At 71.7% G+C, this 22,735-nt stretch carries 20 protein-coding genes; 10 read left to right on the forward strand and 10 right to left on the reverse strand.

Annotated elements, in window-relative coordinates; translation table 11 throughout:
- Window positions 1-95 precede the first annotated feature (95 nt).
- The 3 genes from SCMU_RS03140 to SCMU_RS03150 are packed head-to-tail and all read right to left on the reverse strand — an operon-like array spanning window position 96 to window position 2,212.
- Complete coding sequence (locus SCMU_RS03140) at window positions 96-917, reverse strand: DUF1684 domain-containing protein (RefSeq protein WP_229231552.1); 822 nt, start codon at window positions 915-917, stop codon at window positions 96-98.
- Between the two features lie 39 nt (window positions 918-956).
- Window positions 957-1,604, reverse strand: coding sequence for a LysE family translocator (locus SCMU_RS03145; RefSeq protein ID WP_229231553.1), 648 nt, complete (start codon window positions 1,602-1,604; stop codon window positions 957-959).
- On the reverse strand, window positions 1,601-2,212 hold the full coding sequence (locus tag SCMU_RS03150) for a DedA family protein (protein WP_229231554.1): 612 nt from the start codon (window positions 2,210-2,212) through the stop codon (window positions 1,601-1,603). Before SCMU_RS03150 ends, SCMU_RS03145 begins: the two co-directional genes overlap by 4 nt.
- A gap of 91 nt (window positions 2,213-2,303) precedes the next feature.
- Here SCMU_RS03150 and SCMU_RS03155 point away from each other — a divergent pair, with 91 nt between their 5' ends.
- Complete coding sequence (locus SCMU_RS03155; protein ID WP_229231556.1) at window positions 2,304-2,609, forward strand: hypothetical protein; 306 nt, start codon at window positions 2,304-2,306, stop codon at window positions 2,607-2,609.
- Window positions 2,610-2,627: 18 nt separating this feature from the next.
- Here the strand turns inward: SCMU_RS03155 and SCMU_RS03160 are convergent, their stop codons facing one another.
- From SCMU_RS03160 to SCMU_RS03170, 3 genes are read right to left on the reverse strand one after another with little or no spacing between them, the layout of a single operon-like run.
- On the reverse strand, window positions 2,628-3,323 hold the full coding sequence (locus SCMU_RS03160; protein WP_229231558.1) for a DedA family protein: 696 nt from the start codon (window positions 3,321-3,323) through the stop codon (window positions 2,628-2,630).
- Window positions 3,324-3,842 carry an O-acetyl-ADP-ribose deacetylase gene (locus SCMU_RS03165; protein WP_229231559.1) on the reverse strand — a complete coding sequence of 173 codons (519 nt, stop codon included), beginning with the start codon at window positions 3,840-3,842 and terminating at the stop codon, window positions 3,324-3,326.
- Between the two features lie 3 nt (window positions 3,843-3,845).
- Window positions 3,846-4,856, reverse strand: coding sequence for a pseudouridine synthase (locus SCMU_RS03170; protein ID WP_229232918.1), 1,011 nt, complete (start codon window positions 4,854-4,856; stop codon window positions 3,846-3,848).
- Between the two features lie 54 nt (window positions 4,857-4,910).
- On the opposite strand from SCMU_RS03170, the gene ppc reads away from it, so the two are divergent.
- Both ppc and SCMU_RS03180 read left to right on the forward strand, forming a co-directional pair.
- Window positions 4,911-7,751, forward strand: a complete 2,841-nt coding sequence (gene ppc / locus SCMU_RS03175) for a phosphoenolpyruvate carboxylase (RefSeq protein WP_229231560.1) — start codon at window positions 4,911-4,913, stop codon at window positions 7,749-7,751.
- Window positions 7,752-7,881: 130 nt separating this feature from the next.
- A complete protein-coding gene (locus SCMU_RS03180) occupies window positions 7,882-8,304 on the forward strand; it encodes an Hsp20/alpha crystallin family protein (protein ID WP_229231561.1) in 423 nt (140 codons plus the stop codon).
- Window positions 8,305-8,663: 359 nt separating this feature from the next.
- Here SCMU_RS03180 and ppsA read toward each other — a convergent pair whose 3' ends face one another.
- A complete protein-coding gene (gene ppsA / locus SCMU_RS03185; protein ID WP_229231562.1) occupies window positions 8,664-11,066 on the reverse strand; it encodes a phosphoenolpyruvate synthase in 2,403 nt (800 codons plus the stop codon).
- 4 nt (window positions 11,067-11,070) lie between these two features.
- Window positions 11,071-11,481 carry a four-helix bundle copper-binding protein gene (locus SCMU_RS03190; RefSeq protein WP_229231563.1) on the reverse strand — a complete coding sequence of 137 codons (411 nt, stop codon included), beginning with the start codon at window positions 11,479-11,481 and terminating at the stop codon, window positions 11,071-11,073.
- Window positions 11,482-11,651: 170 nt separating this feature from the next.
- Between SCMU_RS03190 and SCMU_RS03195 the strand changes: the two genes are divergently transcribed.
- Window positions 11,652-13,364 (forward strand): GAF domain-containing sensor histidine kinase, encoded by a 1,713-nt coding sequence (locus SCMU_RS03195; RefSeq protein WP_229231564.1) that lies wholly within the window; start codon window positions 11,652-11,654, stop codon window positions 13,362-13,364.
- A gap of 30 nt (window positions 13,365-13,394) precedes the next feature.
- Here SCMU_RS03195 and SCMU_RS03200 read toward each other — a convergent pair whose 3' ends face one another.
- Entirely contained in the window at window positions 13,395-14,075 is a 681-nt protein-coding gene (locus SCMU_RS03200; protein WP_274602917.1) for a response regulator, read from the reverse strand.
- Window positions 14,076-14,139: 64 nt separating this feature from the next.
- Window positions 14,140-14,766 carry a TetR/AcrR family transcriptional regulator gene (locus tag SCMU_RS03205; RefSeq protein ID WP_229231565.1) on the reverse strand — a complete coding sequence of 209 codons (627 nt, stop codon included), beginning with the start codon at window positions 14,764-14,766 and terminating at the stop codon, window positions 14,140-14,142.
- Window positions 14,767-14,887: 121 nt separating this feature from the next.
- Here SCMU_RS03205 and SCMU_RS03210 point away from each other — a divergent pair, with 121 nt between their 5' ends.
- The 6 genes from SCMU_RS03210 to SCMU_RS03235 all read left to right on the forward strand — a co-directional run bounded on the left by SCMU_RS03210 (window position 14,888) and on the right by SCMU_RS03235 (window position 22,706).
- Window positions 14,888-16,222, forward strand: a complete 1,335-nt coding sequence (locus SCMU_RS03210) for an ABC transporter substrate-binding protein (RefSeq protein ID WP_229231566.1) — start codon at window positions 14,888-14,890, stop codon at window positions 16,220-16,222.
- Complete coding sequence (locus SCMU_RS03215) at window positions 16,219-17,163, forward strand: carbohydrate ABC transporter permease (protein WP_229231567.1); 945 nt, start codon at window positions 16,219-16,221, stop codon at window positions 17,161-17,163. Before SCMU_RS03210 ends, SCMU_RS03215 begins: the two co-directional genes overlap by 4 nt.
- Entirely contained in the window at window positions 17,160-18,083 is a 924-nt protein-coding gene (locus tag SCMU_RS03220; RefSeq protein ID WP_229231568.1) for a carbohydrate ABC transporter permease, read from the forward strand. Before SCMU_RS03215 ends, SCMU_RS03220 begins: the two co-directional genes overlap by 4 nt.
- Entirely contained in the window at window positions 18,080-21,229 is a 3,150-nt protein-coding gene (locus tag SCMU_RS03225) for a glycoside hydrolase family 2 TIM barrel-domain containing protein (protein ID WP_229231569.1), read from the forward strand. Before SCMU_RS03220 ends, SCMU_RS03225 begins: the two co-directional genes overlap by 4 nt.
- A 119-nt stretch (window positions 21,230-21,348) precedes the next feature.
- Window positions 21,349-21,975 carry a winged helix-turn-helix domain-containing protein gene (locus SCMU_RS03230; RefSeq protein WP_229231570.1) on the forward strand — a complete coding sequence of 209 codons (627 nt, stop codon included), beginning with the start codon at window positions 21,349-21,351 and terminating at the stop codon, window positions 21,973-21,975.
- A complete protein-coding gene (locus SCMU_RS03235; protein WP_229231572.1) occupies window positions 21,972-22,706 on the forward strand; it encodes an SRPBCC family protein in 735 nt (244 codons plus the stop codon). Before SCMU_RS03230 ends, SCMU_RS03235 begins: the two co-directional genes overlap by 4 nt.
- Window positions 22,707-22,735 lie beyond the last annotated feature (29 nt).

The raw sequence follows: 22,735 nt of genomic DNA on the forward strand, positions 1-22,735 counted from the left end.
GAGGGGGTCACTTCCCAAGGGTCAGTGGGGCGCACATCGCGGGGAAGTGACCCCTCACGAGGGAAGTGACCCCTCAACGGGGGCGGGAGGCGTGGCTACTCGGCGTCGGGGGTCTTCTCGCCCGCCTCGACGGCGAGGTCGAGGGAGTTTCCCCGGACCGGCATCGGGCACGTCCCGTACGCGGTGAAGGCGCTCGGGTAGTTGATGGCCCGGTTGAAGTCGAGCACCACGGTCCCATCCGGGCGGGGGCGGGGTGTCTCGACCTTGCGCCAGTCGTCGGTGGTCTGGCCGTTGGTCTCGTCGTGGAACGTGATGGTCAGCCCGCCGAGCGGACCCTGCTCGGCCTGGAGCCGGTACTCGTGCCCGTGCCGGCCGAACACGACCTCGCCCGCGGAGACATGCACGCCGTCCACGAGCGGGTTGGCCGTGGAGATCGGCACCTTGCGGGGCTCGGGGTACGGCTCCCAGCGCGCCTCGATCACCCACTCCGGGGCATAGTCGAACACAGGCACGCCGTGGAACTCGGTCCGGGTCGGCGCGGCGGAGTCCCGCGTGCGGATCGCGTACCGTCCGCCGCGCATCGCGAGCTCCACGACGATCGTGCCGAACCGCACCCAGTTCAGCGACTCGTCTTCGGACAGGTGCGCGCTGAACGTCCCGTCCACGGGGGTGCCCTCCTCGTCGAACACGAGCCCCTCTTCGGCCCGGGCGGTGAGCACGGCGGCCTCCACGCCCGTCTCCTCGGACGTGGACCACAGGCCCGGGACGAGCTCCACCGGGGACGGCGTGGGCTCGAGCCACTGGAACGAGGTCAGCGTGAGCCACCCGTGCTCCTCGGCCAGGGCCGCGTTGCGGTTGTCGCGGAAGCGCTGCCAGCGGGCAAGCTGCGAATCGGTCGTGGCGGCAGTCTCAGTCATGCCACCAGCATGCCCCAGCCGGGTGGGGCATTCCCAGACTCAGGCGTGCCGGGTCTCGAGGATCGCCACGACGCCGAATGCCCCCAGCGCGGTGCCCGTGACCCGGTCGATCCACTTGCGGAACGTGCCGCCGTTGAGCCACCGGCCGAAGAACTGTGCTGCGGCAACGATTGCGATGAACCAGATGATCGCCTCGACGTTCGCCACCACGGAGAGCAGGAGGCCCATCCAGACCGATGGCACCCCCGGAACGAGGAACTGCGGGATCACGGCGATGCAGAACATGCCGTACTTCGGGTTGAGGATGTTCGAGATGAAGCCCTTCGCCCACGTCCGCTTCAGCGGCTCGAGACTGTGGTGCGGGAGGGCGCCGGGCGGGAGGGCGCCGTCGTGCTTCGCGAACGAGGCGCGCCACAGCCCTACCGCGAGCCACAGCATGTACAGGGCGCCGGCGATCCGCAGGATGTCATACGCGACCTCCGAGACGGTCAGGAGCGCCGAGACGCCGGTGGCCGCGGCGGCGCCCCACACGAAGGCGCCCGTGATCATGCCCAGCGCGGCCGTGTACGCGTGGCGGCGGCCCTGGCTGAGCGTATACCGCAGCACGAGGGCCGTGTCCGTCCCCGGGAGCACCGTGATGAGCGCGGCGATGGCCGCGAAGCCGAGCAGGGATTCCTGGAGGGTCACCTGCCAAGGATACGGGGCGGCGCGTCCGGCTCATCGGCGCCCCGGTGCCGACGACGCCGCGCGAGGACCGCCGCCAGCCCCAGGCCCAGCACGGTGCTGGCCCCCGCGCTCACGAGGGCCGCTGCCCAGAACGGCAGATTCGTGGTCCGGTGGGCCACGAAGCCGATCCCCGCCATCCACAGCGACCACAGCAGGCCGCCGACGGCGTCGCTCACCACGAAGCCGCGCGTGGAGACCTGGGACATCCCGGACGTGACCGTGACGCCGAGCCGCCCGCCGGGGAGGAACCGCGTGCCCACGATGGTCACGAACGCGCCGAGGCGGCCGAGCTGGTCGAGGGCCTCCCGGGTCCCGGTGTGCAGCCTGCGGCCCCAGCGCCAGCGGTCCACGAACGGGCTCAGGCTGTGCCTGACCAGCAGGAACAGGCCGACGTCCCCGAGCCACGAGCCCATGGCGGAGGCCGCGACGACCGCCGTGAAGTCCACGTGGCCCTCCGACGCGAGTGCCCCGGCGGTCGCGACGGCGACCTCGGCCGGGACCATGGGGAAGAAGACGTCCGCCGCCACGACCGGCACCAGCCCGAGCACCACCGCCCACCAGGCGCTCACGGTGCCCCAGCTTCGTGCGCAGCGTCCATGGTCCCAGTGTGGACCCTGCCCCGGCCAGCAGGCACGGGCCCGAGCCGATACGGTAGGCCCCATGCCGAGCTACCGCGCCGTCCTGCAGATCACGGGCCTCCGGCCGGGTCACCCGCCCGAGCGGGTCATGGACGCCGCGCGGGAGGCCCTCGGCTCCATCCACCACGTCGAGGCGCACCAGGTCGACGTGGTCCGCGGGATCCCGCAGATCACCCTCCGCTTCCTGGTCGAGGCGGAGAACGACGACGCCGAGCTCGCCTCCGCGCGCCGGGCCGCCCTCGCGATGCAGGACGCCGTCGAGGACGTCGCGACGACCGGCCGGCTCCAGGTGCTGCGGCGGCGCCGGGGCGCGTGGATCCCCGTCTAGCGGTCAGAACTGAGCAACTCAGGGGGCCTCGGGCTCGTTCTCGGGCGGAACCGGCTCCTCGTTGTGCAGTTCTGCGCCGTGAAGTTCTGCATCGTGCAGTTCTGCGCCCTCGACGTCTGCGCGCTGCCCCCGCCGATGCCGCGTTGCGACGGCCCCTGCGATGACGAGCCCGATGGCGAGGCCCACGCCCGTGCCGATGATGGCACTCATCCAGAACGGCAGCCCCGTAGCGCGCCCGGTGACGAATCCCAGGGCCACGTGCCACGCGGACCAGAGGAACCCGCCGGCGGCGGCAGCCACGGCGAACCGCCGGAAGGGCACCTCGCCGATTCCGGACGTGGCGCTGGCGGTCAGCCGCCCCCCGGTGAGGAACCGGATGCCGATGATCGCCCCGTAGGTCGAGGACGGCCCGAACCTCTCGACCACCCGGTGGACGGTGCCGTGCACCTTCCGGCCCCACCGGCTGCGATCGAGGAAGCCTGTGAGCTGGCGGCGGAACAGCACGTAGACGCAGATGTCGCCGAGCCATGAGCCCAGTGTCCCCACCACCACGAGCGCAGCGGCACTCGTCCGGCCCTCGGCGGCGTAGCTGCCCGCGGTGAGGAGCGCGATCTCGGACGGCACCGGCGGGAAGAGCCCGTCGAGGACGATCAGCCCCGCGAGCCACACGAGCATCCACGGGCCGGACAGCCACGCGGCGACGGTGGGATCCACTCAGACGGTCCTGTGCAGGGCCGCGGTGAAGGCCGCGGCGGTCGCGTCGCCGAACAGCACGAACTCGACCGTCTCGATGCTCCCCTCGGGCGCGCCGCGCACGGCTTCGACGGCGGTGGCCGCCACGACGTCGCGGTCCCAGCCGAAGATCCCCGCCGAGATCGCGGGGAAGGCGACCGATGCGGCGCGGAGCTCCCGCGCCACCGCGAGGCTCTCCACGAAGCACGAGGCGAGCAGGTCCGGATCCCGCTGGCCCGCGTTCCAGTTCGGGCCGACCGTGTGGATCACCCACCGCGCGGGCAGCCGGAAGCCCGGCGTCGCGACGGCGGAGCCCACCGGCAGGCCCGCGGGCAGCCGCGTGCGGCGCAGCTCACGGCAGGCCTCGAGCAGCTCCGGCCCGGCCGCCCGGTGGATGGCGCCGTCCACGCCCCCGCCGCCCAGGAGGGAGGAGTTGGCCGCGTTGACGATCGCATCCACGGGCCGGGCCGTGATGTCCCCCTCGACGATCTCGATCCGCATGGATCAAGTGTGCGCCGGTTGGCCGTGCAGCGGGGAAGTTCGGGCCAGCCAGTCCGGGGCTTCCTGGAGGGTGAGCTCGCTGCGGTACTCGACGTCCCGTCCGGTGAGCGGGTCGCGGAACCTGATGCCGCGGGCCAGGAGCTGGAGCGGCCGCGCGAAGTCGTCGGGCGCCTTGTCCAGGAGTTCGGGGTAGAACGGGTCATTCATGATGCCCGCGCCGAGCCCGGCCATGTGCACGCGCAGCTGGTGCGTCTTGCCGGTGTGCGGCTCGAGCCGGAACAGCGCCCGGGGCGCGTCCGCGGGGCCGCCCACCCGCTCGAGCGTCACCTTCGTCTCGGCGTTCGGCTCGCCGTCCACCACCGAGGCGAGCAGGTAGTCGCGGGACTTCACCATCCTGTTGCGCACGACGGCGGGGGCGCCGAACCGCTGTGCCGCCCACTCGGCGTCGTGCGCACCGCCGGCGGGGTCGAGGCCAGAGGGAGCCAGCGCGGAGACGCACTCGTATTCCTTGCGCACGGCCCGCCGCTCGAACAGCACCTGGTACCGTCCCCGCGTCTCCGGGTTGACGGAGAACAGCAGCACGCCCGCCGTCATCCGGTCGAGCCGGTGCATGGGGACCAGGTCCGGCAGGTCCAGCTGGTTCCGCAGCCGCACGAGCGCCGACTCCTGGATGTACGTCCCGCCCGGGGTCGTCGGGAGGAAGTGGGGCTTGTCCGCCACGAGCAGGTGCTCGTCCCGGTACAGCACCGAGACCTCGACAGGCAGCCGCTCCTCCGCCGGCAGGGTCCGGTAGTACCAGATGAACGTGTGCTCCTCGAGCGGGGTGCGCCGGGACAGCGGAGAGCCGTCTGCGGCGACGATCTCGCCGCCGTCGAACCTCGCGAGGATCCCCTCCGGGTCCACGTGCCCCCACCGGTGCAGCATGTAGTCCAGCGCGGTCTCCCACGGCCCCTCCGCGGGCAGGCGCAGGCGCGTGGCGTTGACGCCGTCGCGGACGGGGAGGGGGGATTTCATCACCCATCAAGGGTAGCGTTGTGCGCTGGAACCCTACTCGCTGGAGGCCTTGCCGTGCACGTGGACCCGACGCCCGACGCCGCGCCCGCCGCGGGTCCCGCGGCAGAACTCAGGGCCGACGTCCGCCGCCTCTCGACGCTGCTGGGCGAGTCGCTCGTCCGCCAGCACGGGCCCGGGCTGCTGCGCCTCGTCGAGGAGGTGCGCCTGCTGACCAAGGAGTCGAAGGAGGCCGCGCGGGGCGGCGCGGGGGCGCTCGGCCCGTGGAACGCGGCCGACGTCGCCGAGCAGGTCCGAGAGCTCCTCGCTTCCCTGCCGCTGGACGAGGCGACCGAGCTGGTCCGGGCCTTCGCGTTCTACTTCCACCTCGCGAACGCCGCCGAGCAGCTCCACCGGGTGCGCGAGCTCGCCGGCGCGGCGGACGACGGCGGGTGGCTGGCCTCCGCGGTCCGCGACATTGCCGCGCAGGCCGGGCCGGAGGCGCTGCAGAAGGTCGCGGACTCCCTCGACGTGCGGCCGGTGTTCACGGCGCACCCGACGGAGGCCACGCGCCGGTCCGTGCTGGACAAGCTGCGCGCGATCGACCGGATCCTCGAGGTCCCCTCGCGCGAGGGAACGGCCCTACGCCGCCGGCAGGACCGGCACCTCGCGGAGATCATCGACCAGATGTGGCAGACCGACGAGGTGCGGCTCGTGAGCCCCGCCCCGCTCGATGAGGCCCGCAACGCGGTGTACTACCTCAGCGCCATCCTCGCGGGCCCCCTCCCGGAGGTCCTCGACGACCTCGCCGGCCTGCTGGCGGAGCACGGTGTGGCGCTGCCGGCGGGGCGCTCGCCGCTGCGTTTCGGCTCGTGGATCGGCGGGGACCGGGACGGCAACCCCAACGTGACCGCGGAGGTGACGCGCGAGATCCTGGGGCTGCAGAACCAGACGGCGGTGCGGATCGCCGTCAGCATCGTGGACGAGCTCATCAGCACGCTGTCCAACTCGACCGACCTGACCTCGGTGCTGCCGGAGCTCGAGGAGTCGATCGGCGCGGACCTCGCCAAGCTGCCTGCGCTGGACCCGCGCGTCATGGAGCTCAACGCCCACGAGCCGTACCGGCTCAAGCTCACGTGCATCAAGGCCAAGCTCCTGAACACGGGTCGCCGCGTCGCGTCGGGCATCCCGCACGAGCCCGGCCGCGACTACGTCAACGCGGGCCAGCTTGCCGCGGACTTCGACGTGATCGAGCGGTCCCTTCGCGCGCACTCGCCCCTCGCGGCCGACGGCGCGCTGGGCACCGCCCGCCGGATCCTCGCCTCGTGCGGGCTGCACCTCGCGACCCTGGACATCCGCGAGCAGGCCGACTACCACCACGAGGCCGTGGCGCTCCTGCTCGATCCGCTGGGGGAGCTGCCCGGGCCCTACGCGTCGCTGCCGCGCGAGGAGCGGCGGAGGCTCCTGAGCCGGGAGCTCGCGTCACGGCGGCCGCTGACCGGCCACCCCGTGGTCCTCCCGGGTCACGCGGGCCGGGTCTACGAGACGATGCGCGTGATCCGGCAGTCCCGCCGGCTCCTGGGCCCGGACGTGATCGAGACGTACATCGTGTCCGTGACCCGCGGGCCGGACGACGTCCTCGCCGCGGCCCTGCTGGCCCGCGAGGCCGGACTCGTGCGGCTGCACGGAGAGGAGCCGTACGCGCACGTAGGGTTCGCGCCGCTCCTCGAGACCCTCGACGAGCTGCGCCGGGCCGCGGAGATCGTCGACGGGCTGCTGGCCGATCCGGCGTACCGCGAGTTGGTCCGGCTGCGCGGGGACGTGCAGGAGGTCATGCTCGGCTACTCGGACTCGAACATGGAGTCCGGGGTCTTCACCTCCCAGTGGGAGATCCACAAGGCGCAGCGGACCCTGCGCGACGTCGCGGCGCGGCACGGGGTCCGGCTGCGGCTGTTCCACGGCCGCGGCGGCTCCGTGGGGCGCGGCGGGGGGCCGACACACGAGGCCATCATGGCCCAGCCCAACGGCGTCCTCGAGGGCGAGATCAAGTTCACCGAGCAGGGCGAGGTGATCAGCGACAAGTACTCGTTGCCAGGCCTCGCCCGGGAGAACCTCGAGCTGTCGCTGGCCGCCGTCATGCGAGCCACCGCGCTGCACCGCGACCCGCACACCGCGCTCGCGGACAGGGAGCGGTTCAGTGCGCTCATGGACCTCGTCTCCGACGCCGCGTACACACGGTACCGGGGCCTCATCGACGATCCGCACCTGCCCGCGTACTTCGCGGCCTCGACGCCCGTGGAGCTGATCGGGCAGCTCAACATCGGCTCCCGGCCCGCGCGGCGTCCGGAGTCGGACATGGCGTCGGATGGGATCCCGGGGTTCGAGGGGATGCGGGCGATCACGTGGGTGTTCGGCTGGACGCAGTCCCGCCAGATCGTCCCCGGCTGGTTCGGCGTGGGCTCGGGGCTGCGGGCCGCGCGCGAGGCTGGCCGGGACCGTGAGCTGCGGGAGATGTTCGTCAAGTGGCCGATCTTCGCCTCGGTCATCTCCAACGTCGAGATGACGCTGGCCAAGACGGACCTCGAGATCGCCTCGCACTACGTCTCGACCCTCGTGCCGCCTGACCTGCACGGCATCTTCGCGTCCATCCGGGCCGAGTACGAGCTCACCGTGGCCGAGGTCCGCCGGCTCTCCGGCGAGGACGAACTCCTCGACACCGCCCCCACCCTCAAGCGGACCCTCGAGATCAGGGACCAGTACCTCGACCCGATCAGCTACCTCCAGGCCGAACTGCTGCGCCGCCTGCGCGCCGGTGAGGGCCGCGGTGCGGCGGGACGCGTGGACGGCTCCGAGCAGCTTCAGCGGGCGCTCCTCATCACGATCAACGGCATCGCGGCCGGCCTGCGCAACACCGGCTAGGCCCCCGCCGGGGTCGGGCCGTGTGGCGCCGAGGGGGGACCATCGGCCCTTCCACCGCGCCGTCGAGCGCGGCACGCTGGATTGGGGCGGGCCTGCCAAGGGGCCCGCCGATCGAGGAAGGTGATGATCCATGTCCGAACTCGCTCACTGGCTTGATCCGCGCAGGCGGCCGTTCGAGCTCCTGGAGAAATTCTTCGAAGGCGACACCTCGAGCGCGGCCATCAAGGTCGAGGAGGTCCGCGACGGCGACTCGCTCGTGGTCCGGGCGGAACTGCCCGGGATCGACCCCGAGAAGGACGTCGATGTGAGCATCTCCGACGGATCCCTGCACATCAGCGGGCATCGCGAGGAGAAGACGGAGGAGAAGTCGAAGGACTCCTACCGCACGGAGTTCCGCTACGGCTCGTTCTCCCGGACGCTCCCGCTGCCCGAGGGCGCCACGGCCGAGTCGGTCACCGCCTCGTACAAGGACGGCGTCCTCGAGGTCCGGGTGCCCATTCCCGCCACCCCGCCGGCCCCGCCCTCGTCCAAGGTCCAGGTCACCCGCGGCTGACCCCGGACCGCACGGAGGTGGCCGCTCATTCGGGGGTGGTGCGCACGACGGCGGCGGCTCGCCTGCGAGGGCGAGCCGCCGCCGTCGTGGGTGGTCTGAGTCCAGCCCCGGCGCGCGTGCTCTTCTGCCTCGAAGTGCACGTTCGGAACAGCTCAGTCGAGCCGGAGTCCCGTTCTCGCCGCCAAGGGCGCCAGAGGAGCGCTTCGTGGCGAGAAGTGCACTTCTCGCCAGAGGCGCCTCGCAGATGACCACCGCAGGGCAGATGACCACCGCAGGTCCGGCCCCCCACGGCTGGGGCGGAGCTGACTCCTCGACGGGGCGGATGTGACTCCTCGACGGGGCGGAGGTGACTCCTGAGCTCAGGCGGGGCGGCGGGCCTCGGCCTCCGCGATGATCGGCACCGTGCGGAGCACGCTGTCCGGGTTGAGGGAGATCGAGTCGATGCCCTCGCCCACGAGGAACTCGGCGAAGTCCGGGTGGTTGCTGGGTCCCTGGCCGCAGATGCCGATCGGGATGCCGGCCGCGTGGGCCTTGCGGATGGCGTCCGCGATCATGGACTCGACCGCGGGGTCGCGCTCGTCGAAGCGGGACGAGAGGAGCGCGGAGTCGCGGTCCACCCCGAGCACGAGCTGTGTGAGGTCATTGGAGCCGATCGAGAACCCGTCGAACCGCGCAGCGAACTGCTCGGCGAGGATCACGTTCGAGGGGATCTCGCACATCATGTACACCGCGAGCCCGGCCTCGCCCCGCACGAGGCCCTGCTCGGCCATCGCGGCGAGCACGGCGTCCGCCTCCGCAGGCGTGCGGCAGAACGGCACCATCACCACGATGTTGGTGAATCCGAGGTCGTCGCGCGCCTTCTTCAGGGCACGGCACTCGAGGGCGAAGCCCTCCGTGTAGCGCTCGTCGTAGTACCTAGAGGCGCCGCGGAAGCCGAGCATGGGGTTCTCCTCGGCGGCCTCGAATGGGGAGCCGCCGAGGAGCCCGGCGTACTCGTTGGTCTTGAAGTCGGAGAGGCGCACGATCGCGGGGCCCGGGTGGAACGGGGCGGCGATCTTCGCGATGCCGCGCGCGAGCCGGTCCACGAAGTAGTCGGCCGGGTCCGCGTATCCCCGGGTGAGCGTGGCGATCTGCGCGCGCTCGCCGGCGTCCGCGACCCGTTCGGGGTGCACGAGCGCCATGGGATGCACGCGGATGAGGGTGGAGATGATGAATTCCATGCGCGCGAGCCCCACGCCGGCCGCGGGCAGGCGCCACCAGCGGAACGCGGCGGAGGGGTCCGCGAGGTTCACCATGATGCGCGTCCGTGGGGACGGCAGCGCCCCGACGTCGGCCTCCTCCACCTCGAACGGGACGAGCCCGCCCAGCACGAGGCCCTCGGCCCCCTGGGCGCACGAGACGGTGATCGGCTCCCCGTCCGTGATCGACGACGTGCCGCTCACCGTGCCCACGACGGCGGGGACCCCGAGCTCGCGGCTCACGATCGCCGCGTGGCTCGTGGGCCCGCCGTGGTCCGTCACGATGCCCGAGGCGCGCTTCATGATGGGCACCCAGTCAGGGTCAGTCATGGTGGTGACGAGCACGGCGCCGTCACGGAAGCGGGAGATCTCCGAAGGGTCCGCGATGACACACGCCTCGCCCGCCGCGACAGCGTCTCCGATCGCGGCGCCGCGGGCCAGGACGGGTCCGCTTCCCGTGAGGCGGTGTACCCGGAACATGCCGGCGCTGCGCTTGGCCTGGACCGTCTCGGGGCGGGCCTGGACCATGAAGAGCTCGCCCGTCTCGCCGTCCTTGGCCCACTCCATGTCCATGGGCCGGCCGTAGTGCCCGGCCACGGCGACCGCCCAGCGGGCCAGCGTGAGGATCTCGGCGTCGTCGAGCACGAGGGCCTCGCGCTCGGCCGGGGACGTCTCGAGCAGCACCGTGCCGGACCCGGCGGGGGCGAACACGAGCTTGCTCTCCTTGGCGCCCGCCGTCCGCCCGATGATGGGGCTCAGCGCCGGGTCGGCCAACAGCGGCGAGAAGACCTCGTAGTGGTCCGGGTTCACGGAGCCCTGCACCACGGTCTCGCCGAGCCCCCATGCGGCGCTGATCTGGATGACCCGCGGGAAGCCGGACTCCGTGTCGAGCGAGAACATCACTCCCGAGCCGGCCAGATCGGAGCGGACCATCCGCTGCACGCCGATGGACAGGGCGACGTCGAGGTGGTCGATCCCGCGCAGCTCGCGGTACGTGATCGCCCGGTCGGTGAACAGCGAGGCGAAGCACCGCCGGCACGCGTCCATGAGCTCGTCCTCGCCTGCAACGTTCAGGAACGTCTCCTGCTGCCCGGCGAAGCTCGCCTCGGGCAGGTCCTCGGCGGTCGCACTGCTGCGCACGGCCACGGCCGGCTGCTCCCGGCCCACGCGGCCGGCGAGATCGCGGTAGGCGGAGGTGATCGCCGTCGTGAGCGCCGCGGGGAAGGTGCCGGACAGGAAGAGGGCGCGCACGGCGGCGCCGGTGTCCTTCAGGCTCGCCTGCCCCGCGCGGAATGCGGACAGCAGGGAGGCCAGGGATTCGTGGATGCCGTTGGCGTCGATGTAGAGGCGGTAGGCGTCCGCGGTGGTGGCGAAGCCCTCGGGGACGGCGACCCCCGCCGCCTCGAGATGCCGTGTGAGTTCCCCGAGAGAGGCGTTCTTGCCCCCGACCCGGGGCACGTCGGCGAGCCCGACCGCCTCGAACGGCAGGACGAGTTGGAGCCCGGGGCGGGCGGGGGCGGTCATCGGCTCAGCCTGCGGCCAGCAGTGCTGCGACGGCGGCCTGGAGGTCCCGGCACGAGTCGGCGGTGACCCGGCAGTGTGGGTAGGCGCCGGCGTACACGCGGCACACGTCCTCGCAGAACGCGCTCAGGTCGTCCAGCGCGTGGAGCACCGAGGCCGGGGTGGGGCCGAAGTCGGAGCCGAATCGGGAGAGGATCTGCGCCGTCGCCGAGGACATCGCCGCGCAGTTCTGTTGGGCGCGGATGAGGTGCCGCAGGTGGGCCACCCCCGGCTCCTCGAGGCAGCTGTCCGCGCCGGTGGTACACGCCTGCGCGCACGAGAGCGCGGCGTCGATGCACTCGCTCAGGGCCGTCCGCTGCGCCTCCTCCATGTCCGGTGCCGCGGGGTGGACCACAAGGGCCTGGCGTGAGTGGGACATGGCGCGCTCCTGGTGCTTTTCCGGGTGGGAGGCGGACGACGCCGCCCCTCACCTCATGCTCGCGCGCCCGCCCCGCGTGGGCGAGAGTCTTTGGTCCCACCGGATGCGCCCTGGGGTATGCAATGCCTGCCGCAGCCGACCATACTGGGAACGGCAGAGGGGTGGTGGCGATGGGCGATGCGCCGATGGCCCGCGGGAGCGCGGACTTCCGGGACGAGGCGGGCCGGGTTGAGGATGTGCTGCGCGAGTTCGTCTCGCGCGCCCACGAGCTGCTCGAGACGCAGGAGCGGATGCGCGGGCTGCTCGCAGCGGTCGTCTCCATCGCGGAGGAGCTGACGCTCGAGGCCGTCCTCGACCGGGTCGTGACTGCGGCGCAGGAGCTCGTGGGCGCGCGGTACGCGGCCCTTGGCGTCCTGGGCCCAGACAGGACAGACCTGAGCCATTTCCTCACCGTGGGGATGGACGAGGAGACCGTGAAGAAGATCGGCCCCTACCCGACCGGCCACGGTGTCCTGGGCCTGCTCATCCGCGAGCCGCGTCCCATCAGGCTCCATGACCTCAGCACACACCCCGACTCCTACGGGTTCCCGGGGGAGCACCCGCCCATGAAGACGTTCCTCGGCGTGCCGGTCAGGGTCCGCGACGAGGTGTTCGGGAACCTGTACCTGACGGAGAAGGCCGATGGTGCGGACTTCACGGCGGAGGACGAGGAACTCGTGGTGGCCCTCGCCGCCGCGGCCGGCGTGGCGATCGAGAACGCCCGTCTGTTCGCTGACACGGCGCGCCGCCAGGAGTGGCGCGAGGCGAGCATGGAGCTCGCGGGGGAGCTTCTGGGGCTTGAGGACCTCTCGACCGGCAGCACGCGCATTGCGGAGCGGACGCTGTCCTTGTCCGGTTCCGCGTTCGTGGCGATCGCCCGGGAAGGCACCGCCGGGAGGGGCCACGAGTGGCGGACCGCCGTCGGGCCCGGGGCGGAGGCATTCGGCGACCTCGCGCGCGCGGGCGCCCTCGTGGTGGCCGGCAAGGTTGCGGTGTCGGGGGAGACCCTGGTCCTGAGCGGTCCCGAGGTGTTCGGCCCCGGGACCCCCATGGCCCATGTCCTCGTGGTGCCGTGCGGGCGGCCCGGGCAGGATCTGGGGGCGGTCATCATGGCGCGGCCGGAGGGCCGCCACGAGTATTCCGCCGTGGACATCGAGATGGCCCCGGTCTTCTGCTCCTACGCATCGCTCGCACTCCAGGTGGCGCGGCAGCACCGCCAGCGTGAGGAACTGCTCGTCTTCACGGACCGGGACCGCATCGCGCGCGACCTGCATGACGTGGTCATCCAGCGTCTCTTCGCGGCTGGCCTGAGCCTGCAGGGTCTGAGGAGGTTCGTCGCGCAGGGTGCCGACGGCGAGCGTGCGGCGGAGAAGATCGACTCGATCACCGGCGATCTCGACGAGACGATCGCCGCTCTGCGCACCACGATCTACTCCCTCAACGAGGCCCGCAACGGGGACAGCCTCAGCGCCCGGCTCGTCCGGGTGGTCCAGGAGGGCATGGAGGAACTGCCCACGACGCCGCGGGTCGAGCTGCTCGGACCCATCGACACTGCCGTGTCCGTTGCCCTGGCAGACCAGGCGCTCGCCGTCCTCACCGAGGGCGTCTCCAACGTGGCCCGGCACGCGAACGCGGACTCCCTGTGGGTGACCGCGCGGGTCGCGGACGGCGAGTTCGAGATCGTGGTGGCCGACGACGGGCGCGGCGTCGGGGACACCACGCGCCGGAGCGGCCTGAAGAACGTCCAGGAGCGGGCGGCGGCACTCGGCGGCAGCTTCGAACTCGGCCCCGCGGAGGACGGCGGCACGCGGCTGCGGTGGGCTGTTCCCCTGGGCGCGGGCTGAGCAGCGGGGGCCGGATTCCCGGCGCCGGGATCAGCGGCCGTGGTGCGGTGCGTTGCGCGCGATGAACAGGGCCGCCTGGGTGCGCCGCTCGTACCCGAGCTTGGCGAGCAGGGACGAGACGTAGTTCTTGACCGTCTTCTCGGCCAGGAAGAGGTGCTCGCCGATTTCGCGGTTGGTCATGCCCTCGCCGATGAGTGAGAGGACGCGGCGTTCCTGGGGGCTCAGGAATTCGAGCCGGGGGTCCAGTTCCTCCTCCTGGGGCGCGAACCCCGCGAGGACCTTGGCCTTGAGCGCCGGGTCGAACAGTGAGGCCCCGCCAGCGGCCCGGCGGAGCGCGGTCACGAGCTCCGTGCCGCGGATCTCCTTGAGGACGTACCCGTTGGCCCCGGCCAGGATGGCCCCGCGGAGGGACTCCTCGTCGTCGTAACTGGTCAGCATGACGCACGGCAGGCTCGGATCCACGGCGTGGATGTCGCGGCACACTTCGATACCCGTGCCGTCGGGGAGGCGAACGTCCAGGACGGACACGTCCGGCTTGAGGGCAGGAATTCGGCGGGTCGCCTCCGCCGCGGTGCCGGAGGTCCCGACCACCTCGAAGCCCTCGTCCTCGAGGAGTTCGGTCAGGCCTCGGCGCACGAGCTCATGGTCGTCGAGGATGAACACGCGCAGCCGCCGGGTTTCTCCGGTCTGAGCCGCTGCTACCTTCTCCACGATGTGTTCCTTCCCTTCCTGGTCCCCGTATCTGCTCCATTGTTGTCTGCCGGGAGCAGCGCGGCTAGGGACTTAGGGCAGGGCCCTCGCCGTCCGGGACCAGGATCAGGTCGAGATAGGCCTTGAGCATGCCGGGCACATCGATCGTGGTGGGGTTCAGGAGCCACTCGGTCTGGATCCCCTCCCAGAGCGCCACGATGGTGGGGCCGGCGACGTCGGGGTCCACGCCCGGCCGGAGCCGGCCGATGCTCGCTAGGTAGCGCAGCTCCCCGCTGTACTCTCCGCGGAGCCGGGCGAAGCGCTGGACGAAGTAGTCCCGGGCAGGGTGCCCCTCGGTGGTGGCCTCGCCGGAGAGCACCGAGTAGAGCTCGATCAGGTGCGGGACGCCCTCGTTGTACTCGGCCTGCCGCACGATCGTCTCGGCGAAGCGCTCCCGCGTGCCCGGGGTGTTGGGAGAGATCTGGTCTCGGTATTCGAGCACCGCGACGAGCAGCTGGGCCTTGGTGGGGAAGTGGTGCAGGAGCGTGGTCTGCCGGATTCCCGCCCTGTCCGCGACGTCCTGGATGCTGCCGCCGTTGTAGCCGCGGGACCCGAAGACCTCCACAGCGGCCTCGAGGATCTGCCGGCGTCGCTCTGCCGTCTTGGCATAGGGGCCGCGCGGGCCCGAGCGTGCCGTCGCCTTGGTGGTCATGGGGACAGTCTAGATTTCGCCAAAATCGAGCGAGTACTCGATATTCGTGTTAGCCTTGTCACGTCGGGCCGGAAGGCCCCGGCGCCGCGCCCGCGGCACTGACCATGACGAAGTGGGACTCATGCCATCTCTGACTCGACGACAACTCCTCGGCGGGGGACTCGGCGCCTCCGCCCTCGCCCTCCTGACCGGATGCGCGACTCCGGGCACCGTGTCCGTCAACGCCGCGCCCGCGATCCCGGCTTCCACAGGCGAGAAGGTCACCCTGACCTACTGGTCCTGGCTCAAGGGCTTCCAGAAGGTGGCCGACATCTGGAATGCCGCCCACCCGGACATCCAGGTCCAGACCGTGTGGATCCCCAGCGGCAACCAGGGCGGCTACCAGAAGCTCTACTCGGCCCTGTCCGCCGGCGGCGGACCCGACCTCGCCCAGGTCGAGTTCCGCTCGATCCCCGAGTTCATGCTGGTCAACGGCCTCGTGGATCTGAACAGGTACGGCGCCGCGGACTACGCCCACCTCTACGACCCCTCCCTGTGGGGCCAAGTCAGCTTCACGGGCGGCGTCTACGGAATCCCGCAGGACTCCGGCCCCATGGCCACGTTCTACCAGCCGGACATCCTCGGCAAGGTCGGCGCCACTGCGCCGGCCACGTGGGCCCAGTGGGCGGAGACGGGCCGCGAGCTGCGCAGAGCGGGCGCGTACATCGACTGCTTCTCCCTCAGCGACGCCTCGTACTTCGTCTCCTACGCGGCCCAGGCAGGGGCGCAGTGGCTCCGTCCCGCCGAGGACGGCTGGCTCATCAACATGACCGACGAGGCAACACTCGAGGTCGCCCGGTTCTTCGATGCCGCGATTGACGGCGACATCGTCACCACCGCCTACAGCCCCTTCTCCCCGGGATGGTTCGCCGCCGCAGCCAAGGGCGGCGTCGCAACCCTCACGAGCGGCAGCTGGGCCGACGCACTCGTCAAGGGCGTCAGCGGCGGCGACGGCAAGTGGCGCGTCGCCCCCATGCCGACGTGGGGGCAGGGCTTCGGCTCGAGCTACCTCGGAGGCTCGACTGCCGCAGTCCTCGCCCACAGCAGGCACCCGCGCGAGGCCCTCGAATTCGCCGTGTGGCTCACCTCGAGCCATGAGGGGATCGACGCCGAGATCGCGAACAGCGGCATCGGGTTCTCGCCCGTCCCCGGCTTCGTCGGGACCCCCCGGCAGAAGCCCTCCCCGTTCTTCGGCGGCCAGGACTACAACCGGGACGTGATCGTCCCCGCGGCGAAGCAGCAGAACGCACAGTGGTCCTGGTGGCCCGTGGCCACCCAGTCGTTCAACATCCTGAGCGACGGGTTCCGGAAGAAGGCCGGCGGTACGAGCCTCGTCGACACCCTCGCCCAAGCCGAGCAGCAGATCATCGCCGTGTTCAAGAACAAGGGCCTCAGCATCCGGAAGGCGACGGCATGACCACCCCTCAATCACCCACCCGCCCCACCCGCGAGGGCCGCGGCCGCGCACCCAAGCCGGGACGCGCCGTCGCCCGCGCCCCGTGGCTCCTGCTCGCGCCGTTCCTTGCGCTGTTCGCCCTGACGTTCGTGTTCCCCATCCTCGCGGCCGTGGGCTCGAGCTTCACAAAGGTGACCCGCAGCGGGCTCTTCGGCGAGAACGGCGTGCACACGGGATTCGCGGGACTGGACAACTACGCGCTTGCGATCGCAGACTCCGGGTTCGTCGCGTCGATCGGGCGGATGCTGCTGTTCGGCGTCGTGCAGGTCCCGGTCATGATCGCGCTGTCCACCGTGCTCGCGCTCCTGCTCGAATCGGCCTCGGCCCGCTGGCCCGGATTCTTCCGGGCCGCGTACTTCATGCCCTACGGCGTGCCCGGGGTGATCGCCACGATCCTGTGGTCCTTCCTCTACGTGCCCGGCCTGAGCCCGCTCATCGACGCCGCCAAGACCGTGGGGCTCACGGTCGACTTCCTCGGCCAGGGCACCGTGCTGTGGTCCATCGCGAACATCGTCACGTGGAGCTACGCGGGCTACAACATGCTCATCATCGTGGCCCAGCTCAAGGCGATCCCCGGCGAGATCTACGAGGCCGCCCGCATGGACGGCGCGGGCCCGGTGCGGGTCGCGTGGAGCATCCAGCTCCCGCTCATCCAGCCGGCCCTCGTCCTCACGACCGTGTTCTCGATCATCGGCACGCTCCAGCTGTTCGCCGAGGCGCAGGTCCTGCAGACCGTGGCCCCCTCGATCGACAGCCAGTACACCCCGAACCTCTCCGCCTACACGACCGCGTTCGCGTACAACGACTACAACGTCGCGGCGGCCCAGGCCGTCCTGATCGCCCTCGCGGCGTTCGTCCTCTCCTTCGTCTTCCTCCGCCTCACGAACAGGAAGTCCTCATGACAGCCCTGCCCACCACCCGGCCCGGCCGCCCGGACGAGCGCACGAGCCTCCCCGAGCGCCGCACCACGCGCCGTTCCGCGGGACGGCGCCGCTCCACGACCATCCTCGTCACGGGCGTCCTCGTCGTCGCAGCCCTGTACTTCCTGGTCCCCGTGTACTGGGTCGTCGTCGCCGCGACGAAATCCAGCGGCGACCTGTTCGCGACGAACGGCTTCCTCCTCGGCCACACGTTCGCCCTGTGGGACAACCTCGGCAGGGTCCTCTCCTACGACAACGGCATCTTTGTCCGCTGGTTCCTCAACTCCGTCCTGTACGCCGGTGTGGGCTCCCTCCTGGCGACCTACTTCGCGGCCGCCGGCGGCTACGCGCTCGCCAAGTACCGCTTCCGCGGCAGCCAGACCGTGTACGGGCTGATCCTCGGCGGAGTGCTCGTCCCCGGGACCGCGACCGCGCTGCCGCTGTTCCTGCTCTTCAGCCAGATGGGCATCGCCAACACCTACTGGAGCGTCCTGCTGCCTTCCCTCGTCTCCCCGTTCGGCCTGTTCCTGTGCCGGGTCTACGCGGACGCGACCGTGGACCCCGCGCTGCTCGAGGCCGCGAGGCTCGACGGCGCGGGCGAGCTGCGCATCTTCCACACCGTGGGCCTGCGGGTCCTCACCCCCGCGCTCGTGACGGTCTTCCTGTTCCAGCTCGTCGGGATCTGGAACAACTACTTCCTTCCGCTCGTGATGCTCTCGGACACGAGCCTCTTCCCGATTACGCTCGGTCTCAACACATGGCTCAGTCAGGTCAACCGGCTCCCCGAGTTCTACGAACTCACCACCGGCGGCGTCCTGCTGTCCATCATCCCGCTCGCCATCGCCATGATCGTCCTCCAGCGCTTCTGGCGCGGAGGCCTCACCGAAGGAGCCGTCAAGTGAGCCTGTCCCGCACCCTGACCACCGCAGCGTCGGCCGCCTACGTCACCGACCCGGGCCCCGGGGGCGGGCGGCGCGTGCCGGCACGCTCGTGGCTGCGCAGCGATGCGCCCTCGCTCTCCCTCGACGGGCAGTGGCGCTTCCGGCTCCTGCCCGGGGTCCCCGGGACGCCCGGCGGGCGCGGCGCCCTGCCCGCCGGGGAGGGCGCCGAGGCGATGGCCGCCGAGGAGTACGACGACGCCGCCTGGGGCACGCTGCCCGTCCCGTCCCACTGGGTCCTGGAGGGCGACGGCGCGCACGGCCGCCCCATCTACACGAACGTCCAGTTCCCCTTCCCGGTCGATCCCCCGTTCGTCCCCGACGAGAACCCGACCGGCGACTACCGCCGCACGTTCGAGCTGCCCGCACAGTGGCTCGCGGCCGGCCCCGCCGGCGCCCCCCGGACCGTGCTGCGCTTCGAGGGCGTCGAGTCCCGGTACAAGGTCTGGGTCAACGGCACCGAGATCGGCTGGGGTGCGGGCAGCCGCCTCGCCCAGGAGTTCGACGTCACGGACGCCGTCCGGGCCGGGGCCAACACGGTCGCGGTCCGCGTTCACCAGTGGTCCGCAGGAAGCTATCTCGAGGACCAGGACCAGTGGTGGCTCCCGGGCATCTTCCGCTCCGTGACCCTCCTGTCCCGCCCTGCCGGCGGGATCGAGGACGTCTGGCTCCGCACCCACTTCCGGGCTGGCGACCACGGCGGCACCGGGACGATCGAGCCCGAGGTGCGGGCGCCGGCGTCGTCCTTCCCCGTCCGGCTCGAGGTGCCCGAGCTCGGGATCGACGTCGAGTGGGCCGCCCCCGGGGACGTCGCCCCGGTGGAGGCGGGCGCCGTCGGGCCGTGGACCGCGGAGACGCCGCGGCTCTACGACGCGACGGTGTCCGGCGCGGCGGAGGCCGTCTCCCTGAGGATCGGCTTCCGCACGGTGGAGATCGTCGGGGACCAGTTCCTCGTCAACGGGCGCAAGGTCGTGTTCCACGGCGTCAACCGCCATGAGACCCACCCGAGACGCGGACGGGCCTTCGACGAGGACTTCGCCCGCGAGGACCTCGCGCTCATGAAGCGCTCGAACGTCAACGCCATCCGCACGAGCCATTCTCCGCCGCACCCGCGCCTGCTCGAACTCGCCGACGAGATGGGCTTCTGGGTGATCCTCGAGTGCGACCTCGAGACCCACGGGTTCGAACGGCACGGCTGGGCGCAGAACCCGAGCGACGAGCCGATGTGGCGGGAGGCCCTCCTGGACCGGATCGAGCGGACCGTGGAGCGTGACAAGAACCGCCCCTCGATCGTCATGTGGTCCCTCGGCAACGAGTCGGGCACGGGGCAGAACCTCGCGGCGATGTCCGCATGGATCCACGCGCGGGACGCGGGCCGGCCGGTCCACTACGAGAACGACTACGCCGGCGCGTACACGGACGTGTACTCGCGCATGTACGCGACCCTGCCCGAGGTCGAGACGATCGGGCGCGACGGCGACACCACGCCCCTGCTGGGCTGCTCCCCGGCCGAGGGCGCGCGGCAGCGGTCCAAGCCGTTCGTCCTGTGCGAGTACGTCCACGCCATGGGCAACGGCCCCGGGAACCTCTCGCTGTATGAAGACCTCGTGGACCGGTACCCGCGCCTGCACGGCGGGTTCGTGTGGGAGTGGCGCGACCACGGCATCGCGGCCCGCACGACCGACGGGACCGAGTACTTCGCGTACGGCGGCGACTTCGGTGAGGAGGTCCACGACGGCAACTTCGTCCTCGACGGCCTCGTCCTCTCCGACTCGACGCCCTCGCCCGGGCTGTTCGAGTTCAAGGCCGTGGTGGCGCCCGTGGGGCTCTCCTTCTCGGGGCTCGGGCCCGGCTCCGGCGAGCCCTCGGTGCGGGTCGCGAACCTGCGCCACACTGCCGACCTGGGCGACCTCGCCTTCCGCTGGCGCCTCGAGGACGACGGCGCGCTGGTCGCCTCGGGCGAGCTCGCCGTGGAGGGGCCCGACGGCGGTCCGCTCGCCGCGGGCGCTTCCGCCGAGGTCTCCCTCCCGGTCTCGGCCGAGGAGTGCTCGGGCGAGGCGTGGCTCACCGTCGAGGCGGTCCTCGCGCACGACGCCGCGTGGGCGCCCTCGGGGCACGAGGTCGCCTCCTCGCAGGCGCGCCTCACCGTGCCGGCGCCGCGGGCGCTGCCCTTCGCCTCGCGGCCCGCTGGCGGTGAGTGGCGCTCCGCCGTGGGCGGGGGCAGGCTCGCGCTCGGACCGGCGGAATTCGACGACGGGCGGCTCGTGGAGCTCGCGGGGCTGCCCGTGGACGGGCCGCGGCTCGAGCTGTTCCGGGCTCCTACGGACAACGATCGCGGCTGGTTCGTGGGCAGCTACATCGACGCGGATCCCTGGGCGCGCAACGCCAACGGCATCCCCGGAACGGGGAAGCCGGGGCCGTCGTCGGCCGCGCGCTGGGCGGCCGCGGGGCTCGACCGGCTCCACGGGCGCGTCGAGGCCGTCGCGGTCTCCGACGCCGCCGTGCGCGTGCGCACGCGGTACGCCGCCGCGGACCAGGTCTGCACCGTCGGAGTCGAGGAGCAGTGGCTCCTCGACTCCGAGGGCCTGTGGCTGCGCGTGGACATCGTCCCGTCCACGGGCTGGGAGGGCGTGTGGCCGCGAGTCGGCGTGCGGATCGGGCTGCCTGCGGAGGTGGACGCCGCCCGCTGGTTCGGCCTCGGCCCGCGCGAGTCCTACCCGGACAGCCTCGATGCGGCGCACGTGGGGCGGTACGAGGCCGGGATCGACGAGCTCGCTGTCCGGTACGCGCGCCCGCAGGAGACCGGGCACCGGTCTGGCCTGCGCTCGCTGGACCTGCTGCGCGGCGGCGAGCTGTGGGTGCGGTTCGACGCGTTCGCGGACACGCGGGGCCGCCTGCCCGGCTTCACGCTGAGCCGGCACACCGCCCAGGAGCTCGCCGCGGCCGGGCACCCGTATGAGCTGCCGCGCCCGACGCGCTCGTGGCTGTACCTCGACGCGGCCCAGCATGGCCTCGGCACCCGGTCCTGCGGGCCGGACGTCTGGCCTACGGCGGCCCTCGCCCCCGAATCGAGGACGCTCACCTTCCGGGTGGCGGCCCTCGGCGCCTGACGAGGGGTCACCTCCCCCTTGAGGGGTCACTTCCCTGTTGAGGGGTCACTTTCCGGCGGACAGATACCGACGAAAAGAGAATCCTTGACAATATTATTTGTCGGTCGCATGCTGGAAGCATGCAAGACGTCGTCGTGATCGAGGATGCGGCTGCGGCCGCCGCGAGTCTTGACCCGCTCAGGGCGAGGCTCCTGCGGGAGCTGGCCGCGCCGTCGTCCGCCGCGGGGCTCGCTGCGAAGGTGGGCCTGCCCCGGCAGAAGGTCAACTACCACCTCCGCGCGCTCGAGGAGCACGGGCTCGTGGAGCTCGTCGAGGAGCGGCGGAAGGGCAACGTGATGGAGCGCGTGCTGCAGGCGACCGCGGCGTCGTACGTCATCTCCCCGGCGGCGCTTGCCGCTGTCCAGCCGGACCCGGCGCAGTTCCGCGACCGCTTCAGCGCGTACTGGCTCCTGGCCCTCGCCTCGCGCATGGTGCGCGAGGTGGGGCGCCTGCTCTCCGGCGCGGTGGCGGCGGAGCAGCAGCTCGCCACATTCGCGGTCGACGGCGAGATCACCTTCGCGTCCGCGGCCTCGCGGGCGGCGTTCGCGGCCGAGCTCGGCGCCGAGGTGGCCCGGCTCGCCGCGAAGTACCACGACCCGGCGGCGACGGGCGGGCGGAAGCACCGGCTCGTCGTCGCGCTCCACCCGACACCCAAAGAAGACCCCCAGCCCTTTGAAGACCCGAGATCCAAGGAAGTGCAGCGATGACTGAGAAAGCAGTGAACCATCCCTTCGAGATCGTCCAGGACGTGGTGCTGGACGCCGCGCCGGAGCGGATCTGGAAGGCCGTCACCGACGGCACCGCGGCGTGGATGTTCCCCACCGACCAGTGGCCGGCCGTCAGGACCGTGGACGAGTTCCCCACCCACCTCGTGTCCCGCATGGAGGGCCCGGACGGCTGGTTCAACCAGCTCGAGCATGTCCTCACGCCCGGCCCGGACGGCACGCACCTCCACTATGTCCATTCGGGCGTCATGACGGACAACTGGGAGCAGCAGTACGACGGCGCCGCGAAGCACACGCTCTTCTACCTCCACACGCTCGGCGAGTACCTCGCCCACTTCGACGGCCGGGCGGTCGCCTTCGCCGACGTCCAGGGGCCCGACGCCGCGACCGCCGCGGACGCGTTCGAGCGGTTCCTCGACTCGTTCGGGCTCGCTGGCGCCGCCGCGGGCCAGACGCGCGAGCTCGACCTCCCGGGCTTCGGCCCCGTCGACGCGACCGTGGCCTACGCGAACGAGTACTTCCTCGGACTGCGCACCGCGGACGCCATGGTGCGCGTGTTCGGCCGCAACCTGCTCGGCGACCGGGTGGGCCTCACCGTCCATGACTTCTCGCTCGACCGCGCCGGGGAATCCGCGGACGACGCCGCGCGCTCGGCCCGGGCGGGCGAGCTCGCGGCGGCCTGGGGCGAGTACCTCGAGAAGGTGTACGCGTAGTCAGAACTGTCACCTGCGCCACGTAGCAT

Source organism: Sinomonas cyclohexanicum (assembly GCF_020886775.1).
Lineage (GTDB): Bacteria > Actinomycetota > Actinomycetes > Actinomycetales > Micrococcaceae > Sinomonas > Sinomonas cyclohexanicum.

Excerpts from the sequence above, each read along its gene's own strand:
- SCMU_RS03140 (WP_229231552.1), bottom strand. The coding sequence starts at position 917 with ATGACTGAGACTGCCGCCACGACCGATTCGCAGCTTGCCCGCTGGCAG.
- SCMU_RS03155 (WP_229231556.1), top strand. The coding sequence starts at position 2,304 with ATGCCGAGCTACCGCGCCGTCCTGCAGATCACGGGCCTCCGGCCGGGT.
- SCMU_RS03165 (WP_229231559.1), bottom strand. The coding sequence starts at position 3,842 with ATGCGGATCGAGATCGTCGAGGGGGACATCACGGCCCGGCCCGTGGAT.
- SCMU_RS03170 (WP_229232918.1), bottom strand. The coding sequence starts at position 4,856 with ATGAAATCCCCCCTCCCCGTCCGCGACGGCGTCAACGCCACGCGCCTG.
- SCMU_RS03180 (WP_229231561.1), top strand. The coding sequence starts at position 7,882 with ATGTCCGAACTCGCTCACTGGCTTGATCCGCGCAGGCGGCCGTTCGAG.
- ppsA (WP_229231562.1), bottom strand. The coding sequence starts at position 11,066 with ATGACCGCCCCCGCCCGCCCCGGGCTCCAACTCGTCCTGCCGTTCGAG.
- SCMU_RS03190 (WP_229231563.1), bottom strand. The coding sequence starts at position 11,481 with ATGTCCCACTCACGCCAGGCCCTTGTGGTCCACCCCGCGGCACCGGAC.
- SCMU_RS03195 (WP_229231564.1), top strand. The coding sequence starts at position 11,652 with ATGGGCGATGCGCCGATGGCCCGCGGGAGCGCGGACTTCCGGGACGAG.
- SCMU_RS03205 (WP_229231565.1), bottom strand. The coding sequence starts at position 14,766 with ATGACCACCAAGGCGACGGCACGCTCGGGCCCGCGCGGCCCCTATGCC.
- SCMU_RS03210 (WP_229231566.1), top strand. The coding sequence starts at position 14,888 with ATGCCATCTCTGACTCGACGACAACTCCTCGGCGGGGGACTCGGCGCC.
- SCMU_RS03215 (WP_229231567.1), top strand. The coding sequence starts at position 16,219 with ATGACCACCCCTCAATCACCCACCCGCCCCACCCGCGAGGGCCGCGGC.
- SCMU_RS03220 (WP_229231568.1), top strand. The coding sequence starts at position 17,160 with ATGACAGCCCTGCCCACCACCCGGCCCGGCCGCCCGGACGAGCGCACG.
- SCMU_RS03230 (WP_229231570.1), top strand. The coding sequence starts at position 21,349 with ATGCAAGACGTCGTCGTGATCGAGGATGCGGCTGCGGCCGCCGCGAGT.
- SCMU_RS03235 (WP_229231572.1), top strand. The coding sequence starts at position 21,972 with ATGACTGAGAAAGCAGTGAACCATCCCTTCGAGATCGTCCAGGACGTG.